Annotated in this window: 23 protein-coding genes and 1 pseudogene; 10 read left to right on the forward strand and 14 right to left on the reverse strand. The window is 59.0% G+C overall.

Annotation, left to right across the window (positions count from 1 at the left end; genetic code table 11):
- A partial coding sequence (locus IVA82_RS46660) for an ISNCY family transposase (RefSeq protein ID WP_247493582.1) occupies positions 1 to 819 on the reverse strand: 819 nt, incomplete at its 3' end.
- Between IVA82_RS46660 and IVA82_RS46665 the strand changes: the two genes are divergently transcribed.
- The 8 genes and pseudogenes from IVA82_RS46665 (at position 812) to IVA82_RS48750 (ending at position 5,197) form a co-directional block, all read left to right on the forward strand.
- Positions 812 to 1,249: a hypothetical protein gene (locus IVA82_RS46665; RefSeq protein WP_247382845.1), complete on the forward strand. Its 438-nt coding sequence runs from the start codon at positions 812 to 814 to the stop codon at positions 1,247 to 1,249. The genes IVA82_RS46660 and IVA82_RS46665 overlap by 8 nt on opposite strands.
- Positions 1,250 to 1,306: 57 nt before the next feature.
- Complete coding sequence (locus IVA82_RS46670; RefSeq protein WP_247382846.1) at positions 1,307 to 2,017, forward strand: hypothetical protein; 711 nt, start codon at positions 1,307 to 1,309, stop codon at positions 2,015 to 2,017.
- Positions 2,018 to 2,247: 230 nt separating this feature from the next.
- Positions 2,248 to 3,111, forward strand: coding sequence for a hypothetical protein (locus tag IVA82_RS46675; protein WP_247382847.1), 864 nt, complete (start codon positions 2,248 to 2,250; stop codon positions 3,109 to 3,111).
- Positions 3,077 to 3,474 (forward strand): annotated as a pseudogene (locus IVA82_RS46680) (SOS response-associated peptidase family protein); the annotation flags it as partial. The gene IVA82_RS46675 and the pseudogene IVA82_RS46680, both read left to right, overlap by 35 nt.
- Before the next feature lie 26 nt (positions 3,475 to 3,500).
- Positions 3,501 to 4,067: a hypothetical protein gene (locus tag IVA82_RS46685; RefSeq protein ID WP_247382848.1), complete on the forward strand. Its 567-nt coding sequence runs from the start codon at positions 3,501 to 3,503 to the stop codon at positions 4,065 to 4,067.
- Positions 4,068 to 4,134: 67 nt separating this feature from the next.
- Positions 4,135 to 4,551, forward strand: a complete 417-nt coding sequence (locus tag IVA82_RS46690) for a hypothetical protein (RefSeq protein ID WP_247382849.1) — start codon at positions 4,135 to 4,137, stop codon at positions 4,549 to 4,551.
- A gap of 80 nt (positions 4,552 to 4,631) precedes the next feature.
- The gene (locus IVA82_RS46695) at positions 4,632 to 5,003 is read left to right on the forward strand and encodes a hypothetical protein (protein ID WP_247493971.1); all 372 of its coding nucleotides are present in this window, start codon (positions 4,632 to 4,634) and stop codon (positions 5,001 to 5,003) included.
- A 62-nt stretch (positions 5,004 to 5,065) separates the two neighbouring features.
- Positions 5,066 to 5,197 (forward strand): hypothetical protein, encoded by a 132-nt coding sequence (locus IVA82_RS48750; RefSeq protein WP_256469843.1) that lies wholly within the window; start codon positions 5,066 to 5,068, stop codon positions 5,195 to 5,197.
- Between the two features lie 1,243 nt (positions 5,198 to 6,440).
- Here IVA82_RS48750 and IVA82_RS46700 read toward each other — a convergent pair.
- The 3 genes from IVA82_RS46700 to IVA82_RS46710 all read right to left on the reverse strand — a co-directional run bounded on the left by IVA82_RS46700 (position 6,441) and on the right by IVA82_RS46710 (position 7,404).
- Positions 6,441 to 6,707 carry a hypothetical protein gene (locus IVA82_RS46700; protein ID WP_247382851.1) on the reverse strand — a complete coding sequence of 89 codons (267 nt, stop codon included), beginning with the start codon at positions 6,705 to 6,707 and terminating at the stop codon, positions 6,441 to 6,443.
- 77 nt (positions 6,708 to 6,784) lie between these two features.
- Positions 6,785 to 7,021 carry a hypothetical protein gene (locus IVA82_RS46705; RefSeq protein ID WP_247382852.1) on the reverse strand — a complete coding sequence of 79 codons (237 nt, stop codon included), beginning with the start codon at positions 7,019 to 7,021 and terminating at the stop codon, positions 6,785 to 6,787.
- A gap of 20 nt (positions 7,022 to 7,041) precedes the next feature.
- Positions 7,042 to 7,404 (reverse strand): hypothetical protein, encoded by a 363-nt coding sequence (locus IVA82_RS46710; RefSeq protein WP_247493972.1) that lies wholly within the window; start codon positions 7,402 to 7,404, stop codon positions 7,042 to 7,044.
- 98 nt (positions 7,405 to 7,502) lie between these two features.
- On the opposite strand from IVA82_RS46710, the gene IVA82_RS46715 reads away from it, so the two are divergent.
- Complete coding sequence (locus IVA82_RS46715; RefSeq protein ID WP_247382854.1) at positions 7,503 to 7,682, forward strand: hypothetical protein; 180 nt, start codon at positions 7,503 to 7,505, stop codon at positions 7,680 to 7,682.
- A gap of 117 nt (positions 7,683 to 7,799) precedes the next feature.
- On the opposite strand, the gene IVA82_RS46720 is transcribed toward IVA82_RS46715, so the two are convergent.
- Positions 7,800 to 8,549: a hypothetical protein gene (locus IVA82_RS46720; protein ID WP_247382855.1), complete on the reverse strand. Its 750-nt coding sequence runs from the start codon at positions 8,547 to 8,549 to the stop codon at positions 7,800 to 7,802.
- Between IVA82_RS46720 and IVA82_RS46725 the strand changes: the two genes are divergently transcribed.
- Positions 8,548 to 8,715: a hypothetical protein gene (locus IVA82_RS46725; protein ID WP_247382856.1), complete on the forward strand. Its 168-nt coding sequence runs from the start codon at positions 8,548 to 8,550 to the stop codon at positions 8,713 to 8,715. The two genes, IVA82_RS46720 and IVA82_RS46725, sit on opposite strands and share 2 nt — an antisense overlap.
- 74 nt (positions 8,716 to 8,789) lie before the next feature.
- Here IVA82_RS46725 and IVA82_RS46730 read toward each other — a convergent pair whose 3' ends face one another.
- From IVA82_RS46730 to IVA82_RS46765, 9 genes are all read right to left on the reverse strand, one after another.
- Positions 8,790 to 9,440, reverse strand: coding sequence for a hypothetical protein (locus IVA82_RS46730; protein WP_247382857.1), 651 nt, complete (start codon positions 9,438 to 9,440; stop codon positions 8,790 to 8,792).
- A 344-nt stretch (positions 9,441 to 9,784) separates the two neighbouring features.
- Positions 9,785 to 10,210, reverse strand: coding sequence for a cupin domain-containing protein (locus IVA82_RS46735; protein WP_247382858.1), 426 nt, complete (start codon positions 10,208 to 10,210; stop codon positions 9,785 to 9,787).
- 159 nt (positions 10,211 to 10,369) lie between these two features.
- A complete protein-coding gene (locus tag IVA82_RS48375; RefSeq protein WP_253075587.1) occupies positions 10,370 to 10,891 on the reverse strand; it encodes an ABC transporter substrate binding protein in 522 nt (173 codons plus the stop codon).
- Positions 10,785 to 11,366 (reverse strand): ABC transporter substrate binding protein, encoded by a 582-nt coding sequence (locus tag IVA82_RS48380; RefSeq protein WP_253075588.1) that lies wholly within the window; start codon positions 11,364 to 11,366, stop codon positions 10,785 to 10,787. Before IVA82_RS48380 ends, IVA82_RS48375 begins: the two co-directional genes overlap by 107 nt.
- Positions 11,367 to 12,022: 656 nt before the next feature.
- Entirely contained in the window at positions 12,023 to 12,232 is a 210-nt protein-coding gene (locus IVA82_RS46745; RefSeq protein WP_247382859.1) for a hypothetical protein, read from the reverse strand.
- Positions 12,233 to 12,698: 466 nt separating this feature from the next.
- On the reverse strand, positions 12,699 to 14,840 hold the full coding sequence (locus IVA82_RS46750) for an AAA family ATPase (protein WP_247382860.1): 2,142 nt from the start codon (positions 14,838 to 14,840) through the stop codon (positions 12,699 to 12,701).
- Positions 14,837 to 15,070 carry a hypothetical protein gene (locus IVA82_RS46755; protein WP_247382861.1) on the reverse strand — a complete coding sequence of 78 codons (234 nt, stop codon included), beginning with the start codon at positions 15,068 to 15,070 and terminating at the stop codon, positions 14,837 to 14,839. Before IVA82_RS46755 ends, IVA82_RS46750 begins: the two co-directional genes overlap by 4 nt.
- Positions 15,071 to 15,208: 138 nt before the next feature.
- The gene (locus IVA82_RS46760; protein WP_247382862.1) at positions 15,209 to 15,439 is read right to left on the reverse strand and encodes a hypothetical protein; all 231 of its coding nucleotides are present in this window, start codon (positions 15,437 to 15,439) and stop codon (positions 15,209 to 15,211) included.
- 270 nt (positions 15,440 to 15,709) lie between these two features.
- Entirely contained in the window at positions 15,710 to 16,957 is a 1,248-nt protein-coding gene (locus tag IVA82_RS46765) for a tyrosine-type recombinase/integrase (RefSeq protein ID WP_247382863.1), read from the reverse strand.
- Between the last annotated feature and the right edge of the window lie 489 nt (positions 16,958 to 17,446).

A 17,446-nucleotide genomic window follows, 5' to 3' on the forward strand; every position in this document is an offset into this window, starting at 1 on the left:
CCCGGCGAGCCGCAGGTCCTTCGGCAACCGGCCCTGCAGCGTGCCGAACATTCGCTCGGAGCGCCCGCGCGCCTGCGGCGAATACGCTGCGATATGCTCAATCCCGAGATGCGATAAGGCCCGTCCCACCTGGGTTTGTTGCGTCTTCGAGACCTTCTCGCCAGCCTTCGGGGTGTAGAAATAATGGCTGCCGCGATCGGTGTAGAGCGCGCAGAACAGGCCATGCTCGCCGATCACCTCGCCCAAGGCCTGGAACGTCGATGCCGTCCCTTCTTCCTCGACCAGCAGCATCGAGTAGATCTCGCTCGTCGCATCGTCCAGCGTGACGATCAGGTCCATCGCCGGCAGACCTTCGATCCAGGGATGGCGCGATCCGTCCTGGTGCAGCAGCATCCCCGGAAGCGGCCGGCGTGGACGCTTCTTGCGGTGCGCCGAACGCTTCGGCGCCTTCCGCACCAAACCCGCCGCATGCAAGGCCAGCTTCGTCACCGTGTAGCCAAGCACATAGCCATGCCGCTTTTGCAGCTGTTCATGGAAGTGCTTCACCGTGAAATCCGCGTACTTGTCCCGGAACAGCCCGAGCATCCGCTCCAGTTCTTCCTCCGGCGCCCGTCGCGGCGATCGTCGGCCCATACGCAGGTCGACCAGCCCGTCGTCGCCCTCCGCTTCAAAGCGTTCCGCCCAGCGTTGAAATGTCCGCACGTTGATCCCGAGAAGCTCGGAGGCCGCAGCCTGCGTCAGCTCTTTCGCCTCCGTCCGATCCAATAAACTCGAAAACCGCATCCGTCGTACACCCTCGTGAATGGATGCCGTGCCCATCGTGCCCCCTTTGTTCCAGGGCACCAAAAACACGACACTTCACGAGCTACAAACAGGCGACAGATCACGCGCTACGGACAGGCCGCTCGATGTCGAGTTGCAGACACCAGCAGCGACGTTCACACTTGTACGAATATTGCTCGCATCTGGAGAGGCTTTTCCGGAAGCTGCTGACGTTATCATTCCATTCATTCAGCCCGACGATCCGCGTTCGCAATCAACTGTGCATTCCATAGCTGAGGCCGACGAAGCGTTCTACAAAGCCGCTCCGTCTAAGATGTTAGACATGCTGGTGGCCGTGGTTGGCGATGCGCCGCCGGGAAGTGTCTACGCGCTTGGAAAAGCTCTCTCGCGCCTGCGCACGATTGCTCCCGCTCTCGGGGACAGCAGGAAATTCCAAAAACTTTTGCCCTTGGCCTCGCAGCACTAAGAACGGTCGGATGTACGGCTGATGCTAATCGAACCGTCAATTCAAATTTGAATTCGCATGGCAAGTTCAAGACACCAGAAATGCTATCTCTGCGGCAACGATCTGTTCAATCTGATCAATCGTGACCACGTGCCGCCGCGTCGCTTCTTCGCACCGGAAATTCGTAAGCAGTTTGCGGTCCAACTCATTACCTTACCGACGCACGCAGCATGCAACGAGCGTTGGAGGCTGGACGAGGAATACTTCGTGCACACGTTGCTGCCGTTTGCGAGAGGATCAATTAGTGGTGACGCGTTATGGCGCGATGGCATCGCGCGGTTTACAAGAGGCGAAAACGTTCCCTTGGCGAACCAAGTGCTGAAGGAATTTCAGCACGTCGTAGGTGGGGTCATACTACCGGCAAATCGGGTCGCTAAGAGGATTGACCCTGATCGTGCGCACGATGTCATCTACAAAATTGCCCGTGGGCTGCATTACCACCATCACGGCGAGATATCGCCGCCACTGTGGAATTGCCACTTCACGATCACGCCACCAGGCGAGCCACCGCCCGAGGTGTTTACGATACTCACCGACGCAAATTTGCTAAATTCGAGAGGGAGCTATCAGGGCGTTTTCGCCTACTCATTTCACAAATTCCCGGAGATGAATGACCTTCACGTATGGGCGATGCTGCTGTGGGATCGGATCATCGTCACGCTGATTCTTCACGATCCTGCGTGCAAGTGCGAGGACTGCACATTCATCGGACCGGTACTTCCTCACTGAGGCGTGTGACAACTGGCCCTGTGAAAGTTGGTGCAGCTTGCGGTGGATCGCCCGCGCGGTGTACTAGCGCGAGCGTGACTACCCATGAGCTGGATATGGGGGTTGCGCTCGGTTAGGTTGACTGACATTGATTAGAAATCGACTGACGTTTCGGGGGAATAATGGATTTTGTGGATGCTTGGCGTCAACGTGCAACGCAAGTCGCATCCCGCTGGCGGGACGCCGGACGCGTGGCCTCCGAACGCGTCAGTAGCTCAGTAGCAGGCGGACTGACCGCGACGGCCTCTGTTGCCGCCGAGGCATATACGGCCGCGCTCGATTGGAAGAACAACAGCGAATTCAGCAATTGGCTGACAAATCACCTGAGCAGCCAGCACGCAACCCTTGCTAGTAAGGCTATGGATGCTGAGTATCTCCGCACCCACATCGGCGGCGGCTGGCACCGGCTCTACGATGGCGGTCACAGTCTTGCCGGTAGTTGGAAGGCAGTTAGTTCGTCGTTGCCCGACCTTAGCGCGCTGGACCAACTTGGCATCTGGGCGAATGAATACTGGAAAGACCTAATCACCACGCGCGGTATGCCGATCCTTATCCTAGATCATGCTGATCAAGTCAGCGAATATTTCAAGCACTTGGATTGTGTAAATGTAGCTCAGCTTATAGGTGGCGACGTTTGCGGCGTGTCGATCTACTGCAATTGGAACGACCCGGCTAAATTAGTGGCGTCGGCCACGGCGACTGAATGCAGCGGCATTGTCTACGCCAACGTGGTGGCCCCGTTGGTTAGTTTAATCGCCCTCGGGCGAGCCTATTTCCTGATTAGGAAATCTGAGCAAGATGATCTCCAAGATTTAATTGCGCCAGCATTGAAAGGGCTGACGCGCGGCGGCGCTACTCTTCTGCTGATCACCATCATACCGGGTGGCTTCCTGCTGCACCTTAGCAGCGGCATCGTAATTAGCCTCGCCCATGGCTACGTCTGGGACAAGGGCACCGAGAACAAAGAGGCGATTTTGGCAGTGATGAAAGGCCGCCTCGGCAATTTACAGAATGGGTTGCAACCGATGCTTAGCCCCGGTCAACAGCTCTGCTGAATACGCGCCGGAGCCGAACCCTGAGACCAATGAAAAGGACGTGGTGTGGTTCGCGGTTGACGATGACCGCCCGCTGTTCGCCTTCGCTGGCATCTGGATCACGTTCAACGGTGATCGCGGCACAAGTTCAAGCCGGTCTCAGGCCCGCACCTTATCGATAGTTTCCTGACGACTACGCCGAACGCCATGGTTGAACCGATCCATCCGAAGCCGATGCCGATGATCCTCACGACCGATAAGGAGCGCGATGTCTGGATGCGAGCGCCATGGATTGAGGCTAGGGCGCTGCAACGGCCGTTGCCGGATGATGCGCTCAGGATCGTGATGCGTGGGGCGGACAAAGAGGACAAGATTGCAGGATGAATGAGAGCGACAATCCGACCCAACCATTGGCGAAGATCGCGGTGGCAAGGGCGCAGTTGGTGATGGCGCTCGACCTGTTCGTGCGGGAGAAAGACCCGATTTCAATTCAGTGCTTAGCTTGTGGCGGCGGCGAAATCGTTGAGGGACTGGCGGAAGTGCACGGCGAAGACCCGTTCGCGATGCACATTCTAAAGGATCAGCCGCACATGGATCGCAAAGCGATCCGTAAGCTGAGAAACCAGTACTGGAATGCGTTCAAGCATTGTTTCGATCTCAAGGGTCTTCCGCGCGCGGACGAGCAACTGCTCGCCAGCTTCAGCGACATCAACAACGATGTTGCGCTATTCGTGGGCTGGTGGGACTACATGACGGTACAGAAGCGATTGCCGGTCGCAGCACAGGTCTTCCAGGTCTGGTGGTACGCTCTCAACGAGGACAAGCTTTCGCCTGACGCCGATTTGGGCGTGGTGAGGACCGCGTTCCCGGACATCAGTCAGCAGCCGCGCGCCGAGCAGAAGCGGCGGCTGCGACGGTCCATTGAGAAATATCGCAAGGACCGCAACCTCCTCGCCGATCCGGCGACCGAGGATTGACCTAAACCAAGAATGGCGGCCCAGAGCAAAGGGCTGCGGCGCGATGCAGGTCGGGAGGAACGGTTGGATGACGCTACCTGAGACCCCGCTCAAGATCGACATCGGTGCATCGCTGTTCTTGACCCTGCACAAGGCTGCGAGCCGTCAAGTTGATGCGGCCATAGATGCTTTGCAGGCAGGAGACTTCGACGTGGCGCTCACGCTGGCCGGAGCCGCAGAGGGGATGATCGAACGCACCGGCCACCACATGTTCGGCTGGCTGAAGCAACACCCCAGAGCGTTGGAGCGGTTCGACAAAAAAGAGTGGATTTCGATACTGAACAGCGAGCGGGATTGGCTGAAGCACGGCGGTCAGCCAGCGATGCAGATTGAGTGCGCTGGCGCCGCGTTCATGATCGCGCGCGCGGCGTCGAAGCTGGAGGAATGGACACCCAAAATGGTGGCATTCAAAATCTGGTTGCTCGCCAACATCGACAACATTTAGTCCCTGCCGATTGACTGCCACTTGATAAGGACGGCTTTACATGCGAGCCAAGTCCTCGCGAATTGATGCGAGGGGCGCGCATGTTGTTGAAAATGATACCTACGGGCCTTGGCATGTCTACCCGGACCACGTTCGGTGACGACCAGACTGAAACGACGCACTGGTTGAGCTTCACACTTCAGGTCGCGGGACATGATAATCTCAAGCTGGAAACCGGCGAAGTCCTTGAAAATTCGGCATATGCCTCCATCCGGGGGAACAAGCCGAACGAGATTTCCGCCAATCTGACCGTCCATCCTGCATCCGACGTGCGCGGACCTTCTCTCAACGCGATGACATACTTTGAGGCGATGAAAGGCGACGATTACAGTTTTCCGTGTCAATCATTTTTGAGGTGTTCATACCTGCAAGCGACTATAGCTTGCTCCTCAACAACATTCGTGGAGGGATAAAACCTTCTTCGATCACAATTCGATTGCGGTACAACTGTTTAGACGAAGGATCGCCCATCACCATGGGTGCTGCCCCAGATGGCAGCGCGATGATCTGGCACAATGCAATTCAACAAAACAGGAACGTCAATATCGAAGCCATCGAGCTTTACTATCAGTTGATGGGCGCGGATGACCATTTGCGAGAAAACTGAACAGGCGATAATGACCCAGCCGTTGCACTTCGATCACAATCGCTCATGATCGTGCGGCGTCCGTCCGGCTTCATCGAACCGTGCCAGCCGTCGAGGGTAGTCCGGCCACCGTCCGGCCCGCCGTGGGTCCACGAAATCAAGCACGACGTTACCGGCTGATGGTGCGTCGGGATGGCGAGCGCGTTCGCGCAATAATCGGGACGCCGCGCACGCCCATCTCCCGAGCACCCCAGCCGCCGCACCGCTGAGCCTCGTGGCGGGCAGGCACCACCCGTAAATTTCCCAAAGCGTTGGCAACCAGGCGTACGGGTTAGGTGGGTTCGGCAGGTTTTGAGCGCCGCACCATGAAAGCACCGAAGCCAAAGCAATGGGCCGAGCAGGAAATCCGGCGATTGGTCAGGTTGGCCCGGCAGGGAGTTAGCGCAACGAAGATAGCTGCCGAATTCGGCCGCTACGCTGGGTCGAGGCGAATGGCGCGAAAGAAGTAGTCGTCGAGCGACCTTGAGCAGCGCCAACGATCTACAGCCCAAACCCTCGGCTCATGTCCCGCATCGATATTGAGCGCGGGTAGAGATAAACCGCCCGGCGTTACTGAGACCGGCCAGATTTAGTGTGACTGAAGTTCGTTAGGGCAGTGCTAAAGCGGGTTCGCATCCGACATTGGCAATACTACGGGAGGCTCGCAAGGTCCGTAGCAAGTAACCGGCCAATCGGGTGCAAAACAGCACGTGGACGTGCCGCTCGGTCAGATTTCGCCCGCGCAGCAATCTCTTTGACCTTCGTCAGCGTTCGTTCGAATTCCGAGCGAAGATACCGCTCGTGCGCGAGGTCTGTTGGCTCCGCCAGAAATGCGACTTTCACGAGGAAGCGGTTCAACAGCGATGTAATTGGAAGATTGCCCGAGTGTTTCGAACGGAGCGCCGTAAGTTGGCGACGCATCTCGATGAGATCAAGCGTTTTGTGGTCCGGCTGCTCTCTCAAATGAAGCTCGCGCGACTATCCAGTGACGAAGTCGCTGCACCGAGTATGATGATGCGGCGACTTCGCTGGGGTGGACCGGACAAGGGCAATGTCCGGTGTGCGCAAACCTAATCCTCTGGAGCGCGTCCGCAATCACGGTCTGGAATTAAGATTGATGTTCGTGTTGCAAGTTAATTCTGGAACTGTGCGCTAAGGCGAACGATAGGATTACTGTTGAACTTCTCGATTGAGGGGATGCATTTGATGCGCTGCCCGGCGCGGGTCAATGTTTTGCGCAGCGTGGACACTCTCCGTCCGCCGCTCTGCTGAGCTGGCGTGCGATTTCTTGCCTGAGGTCTTGCGTCTCCCAATTCGTGCCATCGCTCCTAACGGTCCTCTTGGCGCGCTCGAAGGCGTGGCTTTCGGCTGCATCGTCGCCTACGCGGATGGTGACTTCGGTGTGGAACGGACAGACCGCGACGGCACGGGTTGTCTCCAGCGCGTAGTGCACAGTTGCGCGGAGATCATCGGCGTAATCTTTGGCGGACATGTCGGGCCCTTCGCGGTTGACCGCGCAAGCAAAAAAATGGCCCCGAATGTCGGGGCCATTTTCCTTAATCGTCTTCCTTAATCGTCGTAGTCCCAATGATGGTGACGCCTAATAACTACCGTGCGGTCTCGATCATGGTTGTACCAGCCGCGGTGCCATCCGCGATCATAGCCACGGTCATATCCGTAGTCCCTGTCGCGGTAGTATCCGTGGTCGCCGCCGATCCGGAAACCGAACTCCTGAGCACTGGCGAGCGTCGGTGCTGCCACACTGAGTGCCGTCACTGCGGCAAGGACGTAACAAACCTTCCTCATTGTGCTTCTCCCTTCGCTGGTTACGATTGGCAAAACGCGTAGCAAATGTCGCCGTTCCGGGAACAGCCGCGAAACTTTATTGAACAGGCGTTCACCATCGTTGCAATGTGGAAGTACAAGTTCCAGCCGAGATCGAAGGAGCAAAGGAGACCGTCGGGTAGACACAAAATAGACCCCCGGAGACGTAGCTCCGAGGGTCTTGGCATCGCTGGTTCGAGTACATCCGCCGAGAATGACTTGGCCCCCAGCTCAGCCTTGCGCCGGTCAGCCCGCTGCCTGTGCTCGGCCGCCAACGCCTTTTCAGTCTCCACATCCGAGATGATCTTGTCGATCTCAACACCATCCAGCGTGCGTTTGATCCGCAACACGATGGACAGCACCATCACGATATTCACCGTAAGGCATCAGATCTCGGACTGGTCTTGATGATGCAGTTCGGCGTGCTATTACGCACCCCCATTAATCGGCTCGGAGAGCATCAGTGGCTAAAACGACTAAGACCAAACGCAAAGAATACACGAATGAAGACGTTAAACTGATCAAAGCGCATTCCAAGGCTCGCACCCCTGTCGCCAAACTTTCGAAACTGATGAAGCGGTCGGAGGGCTCGCTGAGACAGAAGGCGCTCGCGCTCGGTATCGGTCTGGGTCATCAGCGGTAACTAAGGGCCAGAACTAAGCCAAAAGGAAATGGCCCCGGCGTACGAAGTACGCCGGGGCCATTAGAGATCATCAGGCCGGTTACATCCGCCGCGCCTTCAGATCACAAGCGTCGCTGATTAGGACGCCTGATCGTGAGAAATAGTTCGCAGCCGTGCAGCGGGAAACGGCTCACATTCGGCCCGAAAACGAGCCGCCTCTAGCTCGCTCTTGCGCCATTCGGCCCGGCGCTGATGCTCAATCGCCATCGCCTTGCGCGTTTCCACCTCCAGAATGATCTGATCGATCTCGCGGCCATTGAGCGTCCGCTTGGTGCGCAGCACCGTGGACAGCACCATCACGACATCGCCATACGGCATCAGCAAATCACGCGCGGCAACATCGCAATGCGCAATAAACGTCTCGATTGCCTGCTCGCTCTTACAGAACAGCAGGGCCAGTTCGCGGGCCTGCCGGAGGTCATCCGCCGGCCACGCAGGCTCGCCATCGATCAGCATACGCTCGGCAGCTCTGCCAGACAGTAATTCAAGAATGCGGATGTAGGTGTTGCCGTAGATGTCGGCGAACGCGCTGTGATCTTCGCCAGCCTTTGGCATCAATGGAGAAAAACATTCGCGAACGTCGGACGCATCGCCGCGCACTTCCGGGGACGCTGGAACGTACCGCTCACGCCAAACGAGACCTCCGTACCCTGGTCCTGGATCGACGGTAGCTCCGCCCAACGCATGACCGAGGAGGCGCGCACAGACGGCATGGCCGGCTTCGTGGACCGCCAACCGGTGATCGCGCTCCTCAGTACGGCCGAGCGAGGCGAGCATGGTGATGTACTCGTCAGGCTCGGTCTCTCGGTCTGTGATCTTGTGGGACATGCTCGAATACTCCTGCGGCCAGCTCACCAGACGAGATGAGCTGGCCGCTTCCACCGACGCGACCGCCGCCACGCAAGGAAGCAACGCGGCATCCACCTTCGGCCGTCGGGAACTGCTATTCATTGATGCACTTGGACATTTGGGCGTGCATGCGCTGGCGGGCTAACATCCGCGCACGAACTTCAAAGAGCGATTGGCCTAGTTTTGGCACGGTGCGGGCGACCATCGGGCCGTTTGCCTTCATGAGCGAGGCACGTCAATCGGGATCGTCCGCGCTTCAGCGCTGCGGTCGATCACGGTGAAATTGGCTGCGCGAAGCACCGGGTCCGGCTCGATGTGCGGGGCGCTCTTGCCCAACACACCCTGCGACGCAATCTGCATCTCCACCTCCGGCTCGGTCACTTCAACCGGCAGGGGCGCGTCCGGGATCGTCTGACGACCGTCGCGGATAGCGCCGGGCATCGCCTTCAGCTCGGGCAGCGTGAAGTTGGCAGCAACTTCGATCTGACCCATGGTGTTCTGAAGAAAGCCCGCCATCTGGCCGCTCTCAAAATGCCAGTGGCGGATCTCGGACAGCGCTTCAGCAAGAGCGCGCGATTGCTCAAGGTAAGCCGGCAACGCAGCCTCGATGCCGGCGACCTGCTTGCTCAGCTTGTCAGCCGCCGCAGCACGCTTGATGCGCTCGCGTTGAGCGGCGAGCTGGCGCTCGGCTTCCGCTTTCTGGTGTGCAAGAACAGCGAGGGCGTCGTCGATGCCGGCGAGGTTCGAGGTTGCCGCGATGACGCCAGCCTGCTGTTTGTCGAGTTCCCGGTGATCTTCGAGGTTCGCCCGATAGGAGCGCGTCCCGGCGCCCCTGAATTGCCTGTTCCAGCGCCACTTGCGCCGAAACACGCTTGGCGACGAGCTGTTCGCCGCGCTTGGTGAGCGAGGCGATAGTGGTTTCGAGTTGCTGCATGGGAGCTTTTCGGAAGGGGTTTTTCATGCAGCGAGTCTAAGCCGAGCAAAGTGATTTGCGTAGGCTTGGCGCGTGGAGCGCTCCACATCCGATGCAGTTACTTGTGGTGCGCTCCAGATTTGGCGGGATTTTTGAGCGCTGGAGCGGCAGGCGATGTCCGCTTTGCTCTTAAGAGCTGGGCTTGCAGGTGCGTGCGAGCACTTCCGCTACGGGGCCAACAAGCGACATTCTGAAATAACTCGGTTCGCAAGCAAAGCGCGCATGCAGCCAGCCCACTTAATTAAGATGGCGCGGGTATCAGGCCGTGGCGTTTCATGATCTCGCCCATCCGGGCAGGATCAGGAGGCGCAGGGCCGCCGATGGCTACGGCCATTTCCCGGAAGAATTCCGGCCCGAGAATGCCTGGCGTGAGAACGCAAAGCATTTTCGCAATCGCCTGCGTCTCGTTGACGAACCCGTGGACAACACCGCGCGGAATGAAGAGATCGTCTCCGGGGTTGATCTCGATACGCTTGCCGGCGACGGTCCAAGTGATGACGCCCTCAAGACCATAGATCGTTTCTTCCCAGTCACGGTGATGGTGCGGCACCGGCATACGGGAGTTTGGCGGGATCAATACCTCAAACATATCAAGCGCCCCGCTGGTATCATACTTGGTGCGCAAAAACCGTAATTGCATTGCGCCAACCTTAATAAGTTCAGCCATTGTCCTGCCTTCCGTTAGGCCATAGAAAAGATCGCGGAACGGCTCAGCTCATCCGCACCGAAGTATCAGCAGAAAGCCTATGGCCGGACCTTGGGCATGTCTATTGGGCAATGATGTCTGGGATGGATCAACTCCGGACTCATGCCTCGCGTGAAGGTGCTATTCTATCACCTCGTCGGCGCTGGCAAGCAATGTCGGCGGTATGGTCAGGCCGAGGGCATTCGCGACCTTGAGGTTGATCACCAGCTTCAAGCGCGTGGGCTGTTCAACGGGAAGATCAGCCGGTTTTGCGCCCTTCAGAATTTTATCGACGTAGCCAGCTGTCTTGACGAGAACTTCGGATACATCTTGCCCATACGACATTAGCAGTCCAAAGCGCACCTTTTCAGCCCATATCGATACCCCCGCTATTCGGTGCGCCAGCGCTGATGCTCCAACCCGCGGTCCCTCGTTCGCGAGCATCGATCCGACCACAATCGCGCCATCGCATCCGTCGGCAGCAGCAGCCGAAAATGCCCCATCGATTGCCTCCGGCGTTGCCACTTCGAACGGATGCAGGACAACACCTATGGCCTCAGCGGCGTTCGAGTACGTTGAGACATTGTGTTTTGAAGTATTCGGGTCCATCGACCGATCTATGAGAAGCGCCACGCGGCTCAGACTTGGGACAGCTTCCTTCAAAAGACTGAGACGTTTGCCGGAGAGATCGGTTGCAATAACAGATAATCCGGTTCAGATTTCCGCCAGGATGCGCCAGACTAGCAACAAGTGCGGTGCCGACCGGGTCTGGCACGATAGCGAAGACAACGGGTATTGTGCTCGTGGTCTGCTTTAGTACGACGGCTCCCGGCGCCGTTATCGCAACGATGACATCGGCACTACTTTCGACCAGCTCTCTGGCAAGGCTGCGAAATCGCTCCAGCTGCTCGGCGGGAAACCGATGCAAGAATACAACGTTCTTGCCTTCGACGTAACCAAGATTATTGAATGCCTTGGTTAGGATATCCAGATAGACCTTCTCTTCCTCGGCGCTGCCCGCATGCCAAAGCACCCCAATCTTCGCCACTCTGCCGCTCATCGCACCCTGCTGCGCGCGCACCATTAGCGGCAAAGCGGGTGATAGTCCGACAAGCCGGATGAAGTCCCGCCGTCGCATATGTCCCCTCCTGTAAGGACGCGCCTATTGGGAGGAACACCCTACCACTTTTTGTCCTGGGATTGTGAGGTGCTTTGAAGGACCGCTTCGGGTGGTCAAAAGCCGCGGTCAGAGGCTTTGGGAGATCAAGTCCGGTTTACCGGTCATAGCTGAGGTTTCGAGCTTGGCTCATTTCATATCCGGGCGCAGCTCCTGCGGCTCTGACCACTTCGGCCAGAATTCCTTCAGTCGGTTCTCTGCTTTGACGCGCGCCGGCAAGCCGCCGCGATGCTTCTCGATGTACGCGAGGAGCCGCGCTGTATCGATGATCCATACGTTGGCCCGTTTCTCGGCGAAGGGACGGCATCGCCAGCCTTGCTGAGCCGACGGAAGCGGTCCGCAAGCCGGGCCGCATCAGCGGACAACCGGTCAAGGTCGGCTGCGAGAGCTGTCTGTTCGTCTGTCATCACTGCGCCTCATCAAACATCGTTATCCGCATGGCTTGCAACTGTGAGAAGTGGCGGACATAAAGAACAACCCCCTTCGAAAAACCTAACCCTAGCTATACCGGGCGCGCGAGCGCGACCCGCATCGGCCCCCTTGTAGGAAGAACCTTCTAGTCTCTGTCCCGCCGGTCGGTCTGACCGGCGGGCGCCGCTACGTGCTGCCTTCGACTGCTAGGCGTTGGGCTTGGCTGCGAGGATCGCCGTCAACGTTTTGATCGCAAGCTCCAGCTCATTCGCCCGATCACCGCAGTCCTCACCCGCGAGCTTCAGGTATTCCCAGTAGGCCGAGGCCGTCTCCAGTTCGTCTTTCTGGGAGAACCCAGCGGACTCCTCGTCGAGGTCATAAGCCAGAAAGGCGATCTGATAGATGTCCGGAAGCACGCTCTTGATGTCTCGGAGCTTCGGCCGAGCTTGGAACGCATCACGCATCGACTCAGCAGGCGAGCGCGCGCTTCTGGCGCGTTGAAGCGTTCTCCGGCTGCTCGGTGATGCCGGTGGCGCGGTGGTCGCTTTGAATTTCAGTCATTGTCTGTCCGTTTCATGTTCACGCGTTGGCTTGTTTCTCGGACCTAACGTCCGCCGCAGATAAGATCAGGGCACCATGTCCGAACCTCCTTGTTCCCTTGGTCCACGCTCGAAGAAGGGTAACGGCCGAATTCTCCGGCTTGTCGCCATGTGGTCAGCCAATGCGGCCGGGCCGGCGCGGCGATCAACGAATTGAACTCGACCTCCCTGCGGTCCTCCGGACAGACGGACACCCCTATAGGGGTGTGTCCGTGTCCGTCCGGAAACGGACAAGCAGACAAGACCGGACATTGTCCGCTTCTGTCCGCTGTCCGCGCTCTGCTCAGCCATCGTCCCGCACCAGCCAGACCAGCCCATCAAGGCAGGCGATCCGGTTGAAGGTTTGCAGATCATCCTTGGCTCGCCGGAACGCACGATCCCGGTCGTCTTCCTCCTTGGCCGACGACAGCCCGCCGCGCTCGCATGCGTTGTGCCACTCCTCCAGCAACACGACCCGGACGTTCTGTGGGAATTCCTGCGACGGCGGCGGCGGCCGTCCGTTGTCATTGATGCAGCGGGTCAGCAGCTCCATGGCCCGGCGCTGGGCACCGCTCAGCCCTTTCTTGACCTTGGCCTCTTGGGCGGCCTCGGCGGCATCGTCCGAGATGACGGCGGTGGTGATGGGGTCGCCGTCCTCATCGGTGCCCAGCAGCGCGCTTTCGATCTTGTAGTGTGTGAGCGGGCCTTCGGAGCCGTCATTGATCTTGATGACGGTGGCCGTCTTGACCGCGTCGCCGCCGCTGATCTTGACCATCAAGTCAACATCGCCGAGGTTCGCGTTGGAGCCACGGTGCCCACGATCCTCGTCCTTGCCCGTGTGGCCCACGCAGGCGATGTGGACGTTCGTCAACTCCTCCACGCGGCGCAGGTTGGCGAGCACGACGTTCACGTCTTTCGCTTTGTCCTCGTCGCCACCGCCGGCGGCGATGCCTTTGCTGATCGTGTCGATGACGATCAGACCAACCTTGCAGTCGAAGCGGGTTTCGGCTTCGCGGATCGTATCGACGATCAGCTTGACGCAGCCCTTGTTCTTCAGATCGACGACGTTGGAGGCAACAGCAATCGGCAGATCTGGCGCGCCATACTTTCGCATGTAGGCCGACAGGCGACGCTTGACCAGGCCGCCGCGCTCCAGCGCAATGTAGACGACGCCGCAGCGCTCCTTCGAGCGGTAGCCGCGCCAATCGCAACCCCATGCGACATGGAATGCCAGATCGGTCATCAGCACCGACTTGCCGACGCCGGGCGGGCCGAACCAATTCGAGGTCTCGCCGTGGGCCAGCACGAACTTCATGATCCAGAATTTCGGCGGCAGCTCGTTCAGCTCGTTGTAGTAGGTCAGCGCCAGTGCGCTCGACACCTTGGCCTTTGCCACGCGTTCTTCGACTTCGCTGCGCTCCACCTCCCGCCTCTGCGCCTGGAACTCATCCCACCTTTTGTTGACGAGCTGCCCGATGTCGGGGTCATCAAACCCCTTCTTGCAGGCACTGCCGATGATCATCTGAATGCCAAACGGGTCATACCCGCGCACGAGGAGTTCCCAAGTGACCGCGCGCAAATCGTTGTGCCAGCCTTGCCCATCGCCATTCTGGTGCTTCTCAAGCAGGGCCTGCATGTCGCCATCGGTCAGGCGACCAGCCTGTCTGTGCTGCTCGTCCGCATACCGCTCGAAGAAATTGGTATCGGCGTCGCTCTGCCCGGTCGCAGTGGCAGCGAAGTGCGGGCCGACAGTGGGGTTCGTCCCTTCTGACTTAGCCTTGCGCAGGTCGCACAACGCCTCGACCGAATAGGCCGGCGCATCCCGAGCAGACTGCAACGTCGTCAGTTCGATAATGTAACCCCGCTCAATCTTGTTGCGCGGCGGAAAATTGACCGTGCCCGGAATGCGCATGATGCGGTCGGCATTCTGTACACTGTCGCTGCCGAAAGCGTCGCGCAGCGCGGTGGTTGCGGTCTCCAGCTTTGCAAGATCGGTGATGGGCTCGGCGCTCTTGATCCAAATCTGGGCGCGTGTGTGCGGCGTGGTGCCGGTGATGTGCACCATCGACGGGTTGATCTGCTCGCGCTTGCTGATGTCGACCGCGCGCTCAAAGCACCCGTGGTCATCGCAATCGGCCCAGACGTGAGAGGCGGCGCAGAAGTGCTCTTTTCCGGCTCGCCCCTTCCTCGGCTTCTCACCGTGACGCAAGGCGGCACCCACATAGCAATTCCAGCCCCCGCCGTTCATGTGCAGAACGCAACCGACGACCGGCTCGAGATCGTGCACAGAGAAAAAGCTCCAGATGAGTTTTCCGTCGGGCCGGATGAAGACGACCTCGATCCATGCATCGGGGAATGCATGCACAAAATCCGGCGCGAACAGGATGTAGAGGAACGCGCTGATCACATCGGCATCGGCTTCGAGGAGTTGCGTGTGCGCGTTCATGGCAGCACCTCGCCCGTTTCGCCGAGGCTGCGGACGTGGTCCTTGCAGGCTTCGATCAAGGTTTGAGTTTGGGTCGCAGTGAGACCATATTTATCCCTGTGCTGCTGCTCCTCGTTCCACCAAGCCCGGAGATCATCCGCGCTCTTGGCGAGCGGAATGACCGGCAGCGCCATGGCGACATAGGCGGCTGCCTGAAGCTGCTGCTTTTGGATTTGTGCGTGCGTGTTCATGACCAGCGTTCTCCCATCCGTTCGGAAAGAACGCGGCCTGCTTGCGCGCACGCGGGCGCGCTGCTATCAACGAAAAGCATTCTAAAATTCCGTGCGAGAGAGATGGAGGCGGCCTGTGGCGGGCCGCCTTTTCTGCGACTACGCGGCGCTCTCGGCCATCTGCGACGCGGCCTCACGCGCACGACGCCATGCCGCAGCAGCCTCACGCGAGATCAGGACGCGCGTGCCGACCTTGAAGGTCGTGGGCATCAGGCCAGCCGGCTTCAACTTGTAAAAGAGCTGCGAGCTGATGCGGTGACGCGCGCAGAATTCGTCAACGCTGTAGGCGTCGGCGTTATCCCGTGCGTTTGTTTGTACCGGAGAGTGCATGAATAAGCTCCTGACAGTCAGGTGAGGTCACATGACCTCATGTCTTTAGGAGCTGTATTAATAGAGCAAGGTTCGCGGTTGTCATCAAGTGCAAGGGCAGGAAGCTGTCAGTAAGCCGATGAAACCTGTCTGTAACTTTCGCGAGATGCCTCGAGCAGTTGGCGGACATTCGAGCTTTTGGCGCGACGGGCACCTCGTAATCTGCGCGCGCTAATCGATGCGAATAAAAAGCACGTGCACGCGACCTAATGCCAGCCTCTGATCTGGTTGTCAGGATGCCAACACGACGACGTTTTCGCCGGTCGGTAACTCATCCTGTAGCAACGCCCTGCGAGAGATGTCGTCGCTGTGCTCGACGATGTATCGCGAATAATGCTTTTCGATCATCGCGACGCTGGTGTTGTGCAGCGACGCCACCACCCGGATCGGAATGTTGGACAGCAACATTCGCACGATGCTGCTGTGCCTCAGCGCGTACATCGTCACGACCGCAGGAGCGCGCCCGATGGCGGTGACGACCTTGTCTACGTCGCGATGATAGTTCTGGCCGGGATTTTTGTCCCAAGGGCGGCCGTCGCTTTGCATGAGCAGCGGCGCATCGTCGGCGCGGCCCTTGGCCGCTTCCTTCAGCTTGGCCGACAGCGCCGGCGTGATCGGCACCGAATAGCGCTCATGCTTCTTCTGGCTGCGGTTTCGGCCGCCGCCCTTGGCCGACTTCGGCATCATTACTTTCGGGCGCACCGGGTGATCCTGCAAATCCTCGACCAGCAGGCGCACGGCTTGCGATGGCCTTGCGCCAGTGACCGCCAGGACATCACTGAGCAGCCCGAACTTCTCATCATGGATATAGGCGAGGCGGATGAATTCGCGCACCTCCTCGTCGGAGATGATCACGTTGCGCGCCTCTTGCGCGTCCGGCAAACCAGCAAGCCCGACCTCCCATGCCTTGTTCTGGATGCGCTCATCGTGCTGCGACGCCTGCTCCAACGCTGCGCACAGACAGCGGCAGAGCCGGTTAATCGTGGCGGGCACGATTTTGCCGAGCAGGCCGTCGCGCCATTTCTTCAGCTCTGTGGCGGTGAGCAGCTGCACCGGCTTTGCCAGCAGCACAGGTGTGAGATGCAGGCGCGGCCATTCGGCATTGTAAGGGTTAGCAGCGCGGGCTTCGAGATCGCGCTTGTAATCATCGAGGGCGGTATCAACCGTGATCGGCGCGGTGCCGGCGCCGCCGTTCTCGCCACGGGCCAGCTTCTTCGCAGCGTCCTGCGCCTCGTAGAACGTCAGCACGCTTTTGCCATTGCTGTCCTCGAAGTCGTCCGCCAGCGCAAAGCCGTTGGTCCAGTAGGCGCCATGGCCGTTGCTGGCCTTGAGCACCCACGTGCCGTTCGTCTTGTTGCGGCGGTACATCAGCGAAATGCCGCGCGCCAATGACGGGCCGCTGTAAGGTCTGCGGCGGGCTTTCAGACGCAGGCGAGCACTGCGGCTTTCGAGTGGGCTGAAGCTGATTTTACGGGCCATGATCGTGTCCCCGTTCTCGCGAAGTGTCGCGATGGTGTCCGCGCATGCCGATGGATGCGTATGGCATTATGGGACGAGAACTTTCGGATGATCAATGGCTTACAATCTCCATACCGGTCTCCCCAAATCCATGCGCGTATTTATTTTCCACTGCGCAGGGAAGGCCGAGTATTCGGCGACACCTGTATGCTGCTGTGCGGTTTTTCTGCGTGTGCTTTTCGCGCAGCGGACCGCGGGTGCCAGCCGGCACCGGTCTTCCCTGCGCCCTCTTGGCTTTGAGAGGGCGAAGCGACGAAGCAAAGCTCGGGCGAAACGCGCCGCGAGAACGCGAAGGCGCGTCTGGCTGAATTGGACGTAGATTTGCAACAAGCACCAACCCATCACCGTCACCCTGAGAGCTTGTGACCCATTCGATTTCTGCGGGTTTTGTCGGTGAGATTGCCACTGCGGTCGCGGCAATGGGAGGCTTTGGGTTTGAGTTTGTGGTGA

This window comes from Bradyrhizobium sp. 142 (assembly GCF_023074015.1).
Classification (GTDB): domain Bacteria; phylum Pseudomonadota; class Alphaproteobacteria; order Rhizobiales; family Xanthobacteraceae; genus Bradyrhizobium.